At 41.3% G+C, this 12,889-nt stretch carries 11 protein-coding genes; 3 read left to right on the forward strand and 8 right to left on the reverse strand.

Features of this window, described 5'->3' with window-relative positions; translation table 11 throughout:
* Positions 1 to 26: 26 nt before the first annotated feature.
* The 3 genes from EDC51_RS02500 to queA all read left to right on the forward strand — a co-directional run bounded on the left by EDC51_RS02500 (position 27) and on the right by queA (position 3,167).
* Positions 27 to 1,094 carry an AI-2E family transporter gene (locus EDC51_RS02500; protein ID WP_015432713.1) on the forward strand — a complete coding sequence of 356 codons (1,068 nt, stop codon included), beginning with the start codon at positions 27 to 29 and terminating at the stop codon, positions 1,092 to 1,094.
* Positions 1,091 to 2,005 (forward strand): gluconeogenesis factor YvcK family protein, encoded by a 915-nt coding sequence (locus EDC51_RS02505; RefSeq protein ID WP_131928085.1) that lies wholly within the window; start codon positions 1,091 to 1,093, stop codon positions 2,003 to 2,005. The genes EDC51_RS02500 and EDC51_RS02505 overlap by 4 nt, the downstream gene beginning before the upstream one ends.
* Positions 2,006 to 2,078: 73 nt before the next feature.
* The gene (gene queA / locus EDC51_RS02510; protein ID WP_131928086.1) at positions 2,079 to 3,167 is read left to right on the forward strand and encodes a tRNA preQ1(34) S-adenosylmethionine ribosyltransferase-isomerase QueA; all 1,089 of its coding nucleotides are present in this window, start codon (positions 2,079 to 2,081) and stop codon (positions 3,165 to 3,167) included.
* 81 nt (positions 3,168 to 3,248) lie between these two features.
* Here queA and EDC51_RS02515 read toward each other — a convergent pair whose 3' ends face one another.
* From EDC51_RS02515 to dnaB, 8 genes are all read right to left on the reverse strand, one after another.
* A complete protein-coding gene (locus EDC51_RS02515) occupies positions 3,249 to 5,609 on the reverse strand; it encodes a molybdopterin guanine dinucleotide-containing S/N-oxide reductase (protein WP_131928087.1) in 2,361 nt (786 codons plus the stop codon).
* 207 nt (positions 5,610 to 5,816) lie between these two features.
* Positions 5,817 to 6,521: a LutC/YkgG family protein gene (locus tag EDC51_RS02520; protein ID WP_015432717.1), complete on the reverse strand. Its 705-nt coding sequence runs from the start codon at positions 6,519 to 6,521 to the stop codon at positions 5,817 to 5,819.
* 13 nt (positions 6,522 to 6,534) lie between these two features.
* A complete protein-coding gene (locus EDC51_RS02525; protein WP_131928088.1) occupies positions 6,535 to 7,944 on the reverse strand; it encodes a LutB/LldF family L-lactate oxidation iron-sulfur protein in 1,410 nt (469 codons plus the stop codon).
* 1 nt (position 7,945) lies between these two features.
* On the reverse strand, positions 7,946 to 8,677 hold the full coding sequence (locus EDC51_RS02530) for a (Fe-S)-binding protein (RefSeq protein ID WP_064319000.1): 732 nt from the start codon (positions 8,675 to 8,677) through the stop codon (positions 7,946 to 7,948).
* 103 nt (positions 8,678 to 8,780) lie between these two features.
* Positions 8,781 to 10,385, reverse strand: coding sequence for an L-lactate permease (locus tag EDC51_RS02535; protein ID WP_015432720.1), 1,605 nt, complete (start codon positions 10,383 to 10,385; stop codon positions 8,781 to 8,783).
* Between the two features lie 176 nt (positions 10,386 to 10,561).
* Positions 10,562 to 11,056, reverse strand: a complete 495-nt coding sequence (locus tag EDC51_RS02540; protein WP_025266986.1) for a dihydrofolate reductase — start codon at positions 11,054 to 11,056, stop codon at positions 10,562 to 10,564.
* Complete coding sequence (locus EDC51_RS02545; protein ID WP_131928089.1) at positions 11,046 to 11,336, reverse strand: YcgL domain-containing protein; 291 nt, start codon at positions 11,334 to 11,336, stop codon at positions 11,046 to 11,048. Before EDC51_RS02545 ends, EDC51_RS02540 begins: the two co-directional genes overlap by 11 nt.
* A 1-nt stretch (position 11,337) precedes the next feature.
* Positions 11,338 to 12,792, reverse strand: a complete 1,455-nt coding sequence (gene dnaB / locus EDC51_RS02550) for a replicative DNA helicase (RefSeq protein WP_015432723.1) — start codon at positions 12,790 to 12,792, stop codon at positions 11,338 to 11,340.
* Between the last annotated feature and the right edge of the window lie 97 nt (positions 12,793 to 12,889).

Raw genomic sequence — 12,889 nt, forward strand, 5'->3', positions numbered from 1 at the left:
GTAGAAAGAGAAAATGAGGATATGATATGTTAGAAATGTTCCAAAATTGGTATCGGCAGAAATTTGATGACCCACAAACTGTTGCGCTGCTAACCATCCTGTTTATCGGTTTTGGCATTATCTATTTTTTTAGCGGCTTACTAATGCCTCTGTTAGTCGCCATTGTTCTTGCCTATCTATTAGAATGGCCAATCCGCTTTTTAAGTACCAACCTTAAACTACCTCGGGTATTAAGCCTTACTCTAGTATTAGGCGGTTTCATCTCGCTGTCTATTTTTCTCTTTGTTGTGCTGTTGCCTAGCCTTTGGAATCAAGCTGTAACGTTTTTAAAAGATTTGCCATCGATGTTCACATTACTGAACGTCTGGTTATCTGAATTACCTGAACATTATCCAGAGTTAATCGACTATGCAACTTTAGATAGTTTGCTATCTTCATTACATAGCCGTATTCTTGAATTTGGTAACTCTTTATTGGCTTTCTCTTGGAACTCTATTGTCAATTTAGTCGCTATTGGCATTTATGCCTTTTTAGTGCCGCTGATGGTGTTCTTTCTGCTCAAAGATAAGACCTTATTTATCCGCTCAACTATTAAATTTCTACCACGCAATCGCCATCTAGCTGGCAAAGTATGGAATGAAATGCAACAGCAGATTGCGAATTATATCCGTGGTAAATTTCTTGAAATTCTCATTGTCGGTGGCATCACTTACATCATTTTTCTCTTTTTTGATCTTCGTTACCCACTTCTGCTCTCTGTTGCCGTTGGATTATCTGTGCTAATCCCCTACATTGGCGCAGTGCTGGTAACCATTCCTGTTGCCTTAGTAGCGTTGTTTCAATTCGGCTTATCGCCTGACTTCTACTATGTTTTACTTGCATATATCATCAGCCAGCTGCTTGATGGTAATTTACTTGTACCACTACTCTTTTCTGAAGCGGTAAATTTACACCCTTTAACGATCATCGTTGCAGTTCTCATTTTTGGCGGGTTATGGGGATTTTGGGGTGTCTTTTTTGCGATCCCGCTTGCCACTTTGGTTAAGGCTGTACTTAATGCGCTCCCAACACCTAAAGAGAGTGAAGGTTTATGAATTATCCGCAGCTAAACCGCTTGAATAGCGTCGTTGCTATCGGTGGTGGACACGGTTTAGGTCGCGTTCTCTCTTCTTTATCTTTTTTAAAAGAGCGCCTGACTGGCATTGTGGCTACTAGCGATAACGGAGGATCAACCGGTAGAATCCGTAGCCAACATGGTGGCATTGCTTGGGGAGATTTACGTAATTGTTTAACTCAAATTACGATTAAGCCTACTGTCGCCTCTGCGCTATTTGAGTATCGTTTTAGTGGTAATGGCGAATTGGCTGGGCATAATCTTGGCAACTTGATCTTAAAAGCGCTGGAGGATATGCAAATTCGTCCAACGCAAGCTATTGAGCTAGTGCGTAATTTGCTTTATGTCCGTGTAGGATTACTGCCAATGTCTGAAGAACCCGTTGATCTCCTAGCTATACTTGCCAATGGGGAGCAAATTCTCGGCGAAGTGGAGATCGATCAGCTCAAACAATTGCCACAACAACTTCGGCTGTCCCCTAATGTGCCTGCAACCCCTGAGGCACTGAATACCCTTAAAAATGCTGAGCTGGTATTACTCGGCCCTGGCAGCTTTCTGACCAGTGTAATGCCTAGCCTGCTGATTAAAGAATTAGCAGAAATATTAAGCGCTAGTAATGCTAAAATTATCTTTATTGATAATATTGGTAGAGAACATGGCATTGCGGGTCAGCTATCACTTAACGATCGCATCAAATGGCTTGAACAGTGCATCGGGCAAGGACGTTTGAATGCTGTTATCACCACACTCGAAGAGCAATCAAGTTTGCCCGATACTATCCAAGTGCTACGCCAACCACTCAGCTCAGACGATGTCTATTACCGCCATGATCGCCACAAACTTACTCAAGCGATTGAACAACTTTTAGGAGCTGCTGATAATTCAAATTAATTAGCAACAGTCCTAGCTATCCCTGCTATAACAAGCGGTGTTTTTTCTCTATTTTTTTACAAAGGAACTTATTGTGCTTGTCTCAGATTTTCATTTTGATCTCCCTGACAATTTGATTGCCCGTTATCCAACCCAAGAGCGCACGGCTAGTCGCTTGCTCTATTTAAATGGCGAAACGGGAGAATATCAAGATCAGCAATTTGCCGATCTTCTCCAACATATTCAACAAGGCGATCTACTTATTTTTAACAATACTCGTGTCATCCCTGCTCGTTTATATGGCAAAAAAGCCAGTGGTGGAAAATTAGAAGTTCTAGTAGAACGTGTGCTAGATGAGCATCGTTGTTTAGCACATATTCGTGCTTCAAAAGCGCCTAAGGAAGGCAGCGAAATTATTTTAGGTGAAGACAAATTAGGGGAAGGCAATGGTTTACATGCTGTCATGACAGCTCGTCACGATGCTTTATTCGAATTACATTTTAGCGCAAATGCGCCTCTCTTCGACTTATTACAACAGGCAGGGCATATGCCTCTACCGCCTTATATCGATCGTCCAGATGAAGACACCGACCAAGAGCGTTATCAAACCGTTTATAGCAAAGTATTAGGAGCTGTAGCCGCACCAACAGCCGGACTACATTTTGATAATGCTATGCTGGAAAAATTACGCGAGAAAGGCGTGAATACCGCATTTGTTACCCTACATGTTGGTGCAGGAACATTTCAGCCAGTAAGAGTAGAAAAATTAGCTGACCATAAAATGCATTCAGAATATGCAGAAGTTTCGCAAGAAGTGGTTGATCTTATTTTAAAAACCAAAGCTGCAGGTAAACGTGTGATCTGTGTGGGCACGACTTCGGTACGCTCAATTGAAAGCGCCGCTCAAGCTGCAGAAAAAGAAGGGAAATTAATCGCACCATTTTATTCCGATACAGCCATTTTTATCCATCCAGGTAAAAAATTCCGCATTGTGGACGCCTTGGTGACCAATTTCCATTTGCCAGAATCTACCTTAATTATGTTGGTATCTGCCTTTGCTGGCTATAAAAATTGCATGAATGCTTATGCCCATGCAGTAAAAGCACAATATCGCTTCTTCAGTTATGGTGATGCCATGTTTATTACCCAAAATCCACATGCTGAAAAGGATATACCAGCATAATCTACTCTGTCTCGACACATAACATGTAAAAGCGAGGGCAAACTAAAGTTTGCCCTCGTCCATTTACGCAAATTCTACGTTTTAACCACGTTCAATGAAGTGAGGTGCTTTAAGTACCCGAATTTCCGGGGCTTCAGCTTGGTATTTTTCAAGTTGCAAAATCGTGGTATTCGATGAATTGCCTTGTGCCAATTTAGAAGTGCCTTCATCTCTGGTGAGCACATTCGGATTGCCATTTTTGCAAAGCACCTGTGCAGTATTGAGATCTTGTGGGTCAAACCACGCACCTTCATGTACTGCAACAGTACCTTTAATGATATTATCACTGACAACTGCCCCACATAAAATCTGCCCACGTGGATTAAAAAGCCGCACTATATCACCACTTTTAATGCCCCGCTGTGCAGCATCCTCTGGATGAATGAGCACTGGTTCGCGATCATTTACCGCGTATTGATGACGTAATGAAGTTGCGGCCAATTGGCTATGTAGGCGGTATGGTAAATGCGGAGTCACCAACGCCAACGGATAATCTGCATTCGTATTGCCTTTATACTCTTCTGGTTCAAACCAAGTTGGATGCCCTAGACAATCATCATAGTTCATTGCAGCAACGGTTTCTGAGAAAATTTCAATCTTGCCACTTGGTGTTTTGAGTGGATTTTTCATGGGATCGCTTCTAAACTGACGAAAACGCTGGAAAGTTTGGGTCTCAGCCTGATTCTCAAAGCTCACCAATTTGTTATCAGTCCAAAACTGTTCAAATGCTGGCATGCTAATACCAGCTTTTTCAGCATTTTGCCGAGCAGTTTCATAAAACTGTGCCAGCCACTGCATTTCATTTTTGTTTTCGGTAAATTCGCTTTCCACGCCTGCGCGTTTTGCTAGCTGCTGGAAAATCCAATAGTCACTTTTCGCCTCAAATTGTGGCTCAACCACCTGTTTCATAGGCACAATATGCTTGGTAGCATAGTCCCCAATCATAGTTAAATCATTACGCTCATAACTAGTGGTAACAGGTAGTACTATATCCGCCATTCTCGCTGTAGGTGTCCAGTTAATTTCATTAACAATAATGGTATCTGGCTTGTCCCATGCTTTGACTAACAGATTCGTATCTTGATGATGAGCAAAGGGATTCCCGCCTGCCCAATAAACCACTTTCAACTCAGGATACGTGATTTTGCGTCCATTAAAATCAATCGTTTTATGGGGGTTAAGCAAAGCATCCGCGATACGGGCTACAGGGAAATTAATTTGGCTTGACTGAACCAACCACGCACTTTGCCCCTCTTTTTGACCAAGGCTTTCCCCTACTTTTGCAGAAATTGCCCCTAAACGTACCGCTTGCAAGCCTGATAATCCACCAGACATTAAACGATAATTAAAAACAAAACCGCCCCCATCTTGCCCAATCTGCCCAAGCATTGCACACAGTGCAGCAAGCGCCCAGTGTGCTTGTTCACCGTGACGCTGGCGCTGAATCCCCCAACTACCGATAATCATGGTACGGTGTGCGCTAAAATCACGAGCCAGTTGTTCTATAGTCTGCGCGGGTACACCACAAATATGGCTTGCCCATTCAGCACTTTTAGCGATTCCATCTTCTTTGCCAAGTAGGTAATCTTTAAATTTTTCAAAGCCCACTGTATATTTAGTCAGAAAATCACGATCATGCAGATCATACTGAATGAGAGAATAGGCAATACCTAGCATAAGAGGTACGTCAGTTGCGGTGTGGAGGGGAATCCATTCCGCATTAAGTAGCTTAGCCGTTTCGTTACGAATAGGATCGAGACAAATCACTCGTTTACCACTGTTTTTAAGTTTGCTTAGATAATCCCTGCCCTGTGGTTCTGCTGCTGTCCATGAAATTTGCAAAGTCGTCAGGGGATTAGCCCCCCACAACACCAAAATCTCAGTATGCTCCAATACCTGCTGCCATGAAGTTTGAGGTTCATAAACCTCTATCCCACCTAATACGTGTGGCATGATAACTTGCACTGCCCCCGTAGAATAATCACCCGTTGTGCCAGTAAAACCACCAGTTAAATTCATATAGCGCTGTAACAGGGTTCGAGATGCATGCAGTGAACCACAGCTATACCAGCCATAAGATCCGGCAAAAATAGCACTATCGCCATACTGTTGGCGATTTTCCATCAATTTGCGATGAACTAAATCAAGAGCATCATCCCAAGAAATTCTGACCCATTCATCACGCCCGCGCAGACTGGTATCAGTATTACCTGCTAAATAGTTTTTGCGTACCATGGGATAACGGACTCGAGCATCACTATAAATTTGATCGGGCACAACTGTTGTTAAGGGATTAGGAATTTCGCTAGCAATAGCTGATTCAGAGGAGACTGCGACACCATTTTCGACAGTCACATTAATTGCCCCCCAGTGGGCAGCAGTAAGAATAGTCTGTTGGTTCATATTGGTTTAGAAATCAAATTTGTAAATTTTTGGCTATTTTAGCGCGCTTGTATCAGTGTATATTTTAACCTAGCCTTATAGCTGCGCTAATTACACCCCATTGTAAACATCAATTCATCTCAAAACAACGAAATATCTTTGCATAATAAAAAAGCTACCTTGAGCTTAAACTCAGGATAGCTTTTCTTCAAATAAATATTAGCCTATTTATAGATCATCAATTAATAAATAGATCTTATGCACTGGCCCGTGCACTCCAACAACTTTGATCAATTCAATATCCGCTGTTGCAGACGGACCAGAAATGATATTCACACAAGATGGCATACGTTCACCATTTTGAGCTTTGTCGTGGAGAATTTTTGCCAGCTGTGCCACCCTTGGCAAGACGTTGCTTTTACGTAGTACAACAACAGAGCTCTCCGGCAGTAAACTAACTGAGCGACCGTTATTTTTGTTTGAGAACAAAACAATACCGCCAGATTCGGTTAAACCATATTCTCCATACACCACACCAATATTTGCTGCTTGCGATTTCTGGATATTAGTATCACCTTGTTCAAAATCCCACAAATGGCACTCGCTATATTTGCGCTGTAATGCAGGGGTAATACCTAAATCCACTAAGCGTTGATCATTATTTACCACAATGTTACCCCCGCCATATTTTTCACAAATATCGATGATCGCTTGAGCTAAATTCTCTTCTTTCGCTTCAACCACATCCACTACCATTACACGAGCAAAGTCAATAAACTCTTTCACTAATTGTTCTTGGCTGCGATCGGTTAAACGGCTAATAGCATGGTTGTTTTCTAATGCCGGCATTGGCTCTGGCACGTTTTGACGTGGTCTGCCCATACGCTCGGCTAATTTATTTAAGAAATTTTCACGATTTTGTTGGAAATCCATATTTCAGTCCCTTTTAGTTTCTGTTCTCAAACCATTCACGGAAACTTTGCCCTTCCGCTGCCGGCAAATCACGCGCTTTTGTCCACTCACCAAGCGCACCGAAATTCACTGGTGCTTTACCATTTTTGATAAATTTACCTGCTACTTTCGCACCGAGCTTCATACCCACTTTCCATATGCTTGGATGAGAGTTGGCAAAGTTGAAACCAAAGATGGACAAACGTTCTGCCGCAGGTGTCATACCCGCTTGAGCAATGTGTTCACGGTGTTTTAAGATTAATTGAGCCAGTGGTATTTTCACTGGGCACACGCTATTACAAGCGGTACATAACGAACATGCATATGGCAATTCTTTAAACTCATCGTAACCACCTAATAATGGAGAGATCACCGAACCAATCGGCCCTGGATAGATTGAACCGTAGCCATGGCCACCAATTTGGCGGTAAGCAGGACAAGTGTTCAAACATGCACCACAACGAATACAACGTAAAACTTCTTGGAACTCGCTTTCTAAAATTTTAGAGCGACCATTATCCACGATGACTAAATGGAACTCCTCTGGGCCATCTGTTTCGCCTTCTAAACGAGGCCCTGTTAGCCAGGTATTGTAAGCGGTTAATTTTGCCCCTACAGCACTACGCGCCAACATTGTGATTAACACATCAACCTCTTGGAAAGTGGGCGCAATACGCTCCATTCCCATCACTGCAATATGCGTTTTTGGCACGGTGGTTGCCATACGTAAGTTACCTTCGTTAGTCACTAAACAGACAGAACCTGTTTCTGGCACAGCGAAGTTACAGCCAGAAACACCAATATCTGCTTCTAAAAAATCTTCACGGATTTTTTGACGAACGAAAGCCGTCATCTCTTCTGGCGTTTCTGAACCCTCATAACCCAACACATCGTGCATTTCTTGACGAATCTTATAGCGATCTTTATGAATTGCTGGCACAACAATATGTGATGGTTTATCTCCCACGATTTGTAGCAAGTATTCACCCAAATCAGTTTCCACAACTTTAATGCCTTCTGCTTCTAACACGTGGTTCATCCCGATCTCTTCGGTCACCATGGATTTCGATTTTACAATTTTCTTGGCATTTTTCTCTTTTGCTACTTGCTTGATGTAGTTAGTCGCATCTTCTGCGGTTTCTGCAAAGAATACTTTCCCGCCATTTTGGGTCACTTTTTCACTTAATTGGTAAAGATATGCATCAAGATTGGCTAAAACGTGGTTACGAATTGCTTTTGCATCATCACGCCACTCTTCCCAATTACCCAATTCATCAACCATACGCTGACGGTTTGCTCCGATAGTCTCTTGTGCTTTAACCAATGCCTTACGTACGCCAGCATCATTGACTTGTTTCTCAATACGCGCTTTAAATGGTAGGGTGTTTGTTTGTAAATAAGACATATTATTTCTCCCCTTGCATTAAAACTTCAGCGATATGCATCACTTTTATATCTTTGCCTTCACGGCTTAAACGTCCACCAATGTTCATTAAGCAGCTCACGTCCGCACCAATTAAATAATCTGGTTGCTCTTCATCAATGTGCTCCACTTTCTCTTTTACCATCTCGCCCGAAATTTCAGCCATTTTGACTGAGAATGTGCCACCAAAACCACAGCAAGTTTGTTGGTTTTTAATTGGTAATAACTCTAAACCTTTCACGTGTTTTAGTAAGGTGATTGGTTCATCGACAATACCTAATTTGCGGAATAAACTACAAGAAGGATGATAAACTGCTTTACCCGGCAAGTATGCCCCGACATCGCTAACACCGAGTTTATTTACGATAAAATCTGTGAGATCGTGAAAACGATCTGCCACTTTTTGTGCACGCGCTGCCCACTCTTTTTCACCAAAACGCTCAAAATGTTGTGGGTAAGTTTTAATTGCATAAACACAAGAACCTGCTGGGGCAACAATTGGGTAATCATTTGCCTCAAAAGTCTCCACCAAGTTTTTCATCCCTGGCAAAGCTTGTTTGGTATAGCCGCTATTAATAGCAGGCTGACCACAACACCCCTGTTTTTCAAGAAAAGTAATTTGGCAACCGAGTTTTTCGAGTAATAATACGGTATTTTTCGCCACTCCTGCTTTCATTACATCTGCAATACAGGTGACATAAAAATTCACGTTCATAGGAACACTCCAACAATAATAAGAATTAAAATCAAATACTTACGCCCTAAAACGGCAAAAGGAAGCGTTTTCCGCTTCCTTTTTTATTTACCAATATCGTCTATTATACATTATAGAAGATAGGGATAATCAAGTAGGCAACCAATGCAGCAATAACGCCATAAACAAACATTGGCACTGCTGTTTTCTTAATAATATTACCTTCTTGTTTTTCGATACCAGTCACTGAACATACTGCAACAATATTATTCAAACACACCATGTTACCCATTGCACCACCTACAGATTGCAACGCAAGAATTAAGGTAACAGATAAGCCCACTTGTTGCGCTGTTGCATATTGTACGCCACCAAAGGTTAAGTTAGATACCGTATTAGAACCAGAGAAGAATGCGCCAATTGCACCTAGGAATGAGGCAAAAATAGTCCACGATTGCCCTGTGAATTCCGCAAAGCTTCTACCAATAGTTTGCACCATAGAATCGGCACCACCAATTAGCATCAATTTCACCATAATGATTGCACCAAGTAAGGCTAAGAATGGTTTTTTCACTTGGCTTAAACTTGAACCAAATACGCTTGCGACATTTTTACCAGATACCTTGAATACTGGAACACAAAGTAACACAGTTACGATAAATGGAATCAATGATGGTACATAAAGGAGTTTATAGCCAGTACCAACAGAAGTGCCAAAAATCTCTTTTAAGGAGAAAATCAAGCCATAACTTAGATCAAATTTTGCAAAACCGATTGAACTTGCTAACCATGTAGTTGCATCATTCATCCAGCCTTTGAATGGAATTTGTTGAATACGAGTGATCACTAATAAACCGATCACTAATGCGGTAGGTAATAATGCTTTTGCTACTTCACCGGTTGTTACTGCATTGTCATCAAGGTTATTTTCTGTTTTTGCTAAGCCAATACCTTTATTAGCAACAAATACAGATACTAATAAACCGATTGCACCAGCAACCAATGATGGGAATTCATAGTTGAATTGTGCGATTAAGAAATAAGGCACCACACAAGCAAATACACTAATGTAAATAAATACGATGTTTTGACGAATCTCTTTCCAAGATACAATTAAGCGTAGCGCCATTACTGGGATCACCACTGCGGCAAATGCGTGAATTAATGCCGTCATAGACCCAATTTCAAGCACCTGCTCAGCACTTAATGCACCGTTTTTCAGCAATGGATCCATACCAAACCATGTAGGTGTACCCACAGCACCGAAAGAAACAGGTACGGAGTTCATCACTAATGCCAACATAGCCACTTTAATCGGATTAAAGCCTAAGCCAACCAAGATTGGTGCAGCAATAGCTGCTGGTGTACCAAACCCTGATGCCCCTTCAATCATAAACGCAAATGCCCAACCGATAATCATCAATTGTGCCACAGGATTAGGGTTGATATTACCTAACCATTTGCGCATGGTATTGGTCGCGCCAGATACTTCTGAGAAACGGTTAAATAAAATTGCGCCGAAGATAATAGTAATTGGCGTTAATACATCACCTAAACCTGCAACAATGTTTGCCGCTACTAAAGTAAAATCGCTGCCAAAATAGGTTAACTGCAATACAAAGATCAATGCGGCAGTTAAAGGTAACGCCACATAAGACGGTAACGCATTACGTTTTACCATTAAGAAAATGAGTAAAACGATTGGAAATACGCTCAAGAAAAGAGCCATAGAACACCTCACAAATAAAATATGACCGAGAGTGGTCGGACAAGGTGACATTCTACAGAGAAACCAGCAAAATGTAACCAGATTGTTATTTTTTTGTGACTCAGTTCAAATTTTTTATTCAAAAAGTTTAAAAAAGAGACATTTTATTAAACTTTTTTATACTCTTAGTTACGTCTTTATACGCTTTTTCTTTCTAAACAAAGAAAACGGCAACGGTACGGGTTTTTCTCATCAATTTCACTCAATTGCTCACTAACCACCTGCCATTCATTTTCAGCGAATTCAAAGAAAGTATCCCCCTCAAGCCTAGCTTGAATTTCGGTTAAGTAGAGTTTCTCTGCCAATGGCATGGCTTGCTTAAACAACTCACCACCACCAATTAGCATAATTTCATCACCTTTTGCATAATTTCCCGCAATTTCAAGCGCTTGTTGCAAGGAAGTTGCAACATGTGCACCTTCTACCAAAATGCCTGAGCGTGAAACAATGATATTCGGACGCTTAGGCAATAAACGCCCTATAGATTCATAGGTTTTTCTCCCCATGATTACCGGTTTACCCAGTGTATTTTGACGAAACCAAGCAAGATCAACAGGCAAATGCCACGGCATTGCATTATCTTTACCAATTACATGATTTTGGGTTCTTGCAACAATTATGCTAAGGTTCATCACTCACCTCCTTTTTTTGCTGTGCAAGAAAACCTTCCAATAAATTTTCTGATGGTGGGGGCATTTGTAGATAAAACCCCTCTCGCGCGATTTTTTGTTGCACTTCTTGCTTATCAGCTCTGATTAAGGGTTTATCACCAGCCAAATTGAACAACATGACAAATTGTGGTTTACCAAACATCTCACGTAATGACAGAGGAACATCATCAAAGTGATCTCGCTTTGCCACATAAAGATACATTCCAGCTTTTTTAGGACTTTTATAAATTGCACATAACATCTTAATCTTCCTCGTTATAGGCATTACCCGTATAGTTATCAAATCGAGACCACTGCCCGTTAAATGTTAATGGCACACGTCCAATCGGGCCATTACGTTGTTTACCAATAATAATTTCGGCAATGCCTTTTTTCTCTGAGTTTTCGTGATACACCTCATCACGATAAATAAACATAATTAAGTCTGCATCTTGCTCAATAGAACCTGATTCCCTCAAATCAGAGTTTACTGGGCGTTTATCTGCTCGCTGCTCCAAACTACGGTTAAGCTGCGAAAGGGCAACCACTGGCACTTCTAATTCTTTCGCTAATGCTTTAAGCGAACGAGAAATTTCAGCAATTTCAAGTGTACGATTATCAGCAAACCCCGGTGCCCGCATTAATTGCAGATAGTCCACCATAATTAAGCTTAAGCCACCATTATCTTTATAGACTCGTCTAGCACGAGAGCGTAATTCTGTTGGAGTTAATCCTGAGCTGTCATCAATATAGATATTGGCCCGTTCTTGTAACATAGCAACCGTTGAGGCAATGCGAGCCATATCCTCTTCGTCTTCTAATTGCCCCGTTCGAATTTTGGTTTGATTTACTCGAGAAAGCGAGGCAAACATACGCATCATAATTTGCTCGGCAGGCATCTCAAGGCTGAAAATAAGTACAGGCTTATTCGGTACTTTTTTCACATTACCGTTTTCATCCGTCACCTCGATATCCAACATGGAGGCATTTTCACATAAATTCATTGCAAAAGTGGTTTTACCCATTGATGGACGTGCCGCGACAATAATCAGATCGGAAGGTTGCAACCCTGCCGTGCGTTTGTCCAAATCAATAAAACCTGTTGAAACCCCAGTTACCCCACCGTTATTTTTACTATTAGATAACATTTCAATACGGCTTAATGTTTCCATTAAAATGCTATCAATTTTTTTCGGGCCTTCATCACTTGAGGTTCGTTTTTCTGCAATATGGAACACTGTTCGCTCGGCTTCATCTAATACGTCTTTTACCGTCATGCCTTTAGGACTATAGCTAATCTCGGCAATTTTATTACTTGCCGAAATTAACTCACGACGAATTGCACATTCACTGACAATATCCGCATAGGCAAGAATATTTGCCACACTCGGCGTGTTTTTCGATAGTTCGGCCAAATAAGCAAAACGCCCTGCATCTTCCAAAATGCCTTTATCTTTTAGCGCTTGATCAATGGTGAGTAAATCTATCGGCTGACCTTCTTTGGCAAGTTGTAACATTTGCGAAAAGATAAATTCATGTGTTTTATTATAAAAATCAGAGGGTTGAATACGCTCAGCAACACTATCTAAGGTTTCACTATTAAGCATGATTCCGCCGAGAATCGCCTGCTCTGCTTCAATTGAATGTGGTGCAATATTGATTTGCTCGAACTTTTTGTCTGCCTCGCTTCGCTCTTTTTGCTGATTTGTTTGTGCCATTGACTTGCCCTAAACACGATTTGAAAAGTACGCTAGTTTAGCGGAAATCGCTAAAACTTTCAGTACGAAATCAATACTTTCTACAAGCGGTAAAATT

It is taken from the genome of Bibersteinia trehalosi, assembly GCF_004346205.1.
Taxonomy (GTDB): domain Bacteria; phylum Pseudomonadota; class Gammaproteobacteria; order Enterobacterales; family Pasteurellaceae; genus Bibersteinia; species Bibersteinia trehalosi.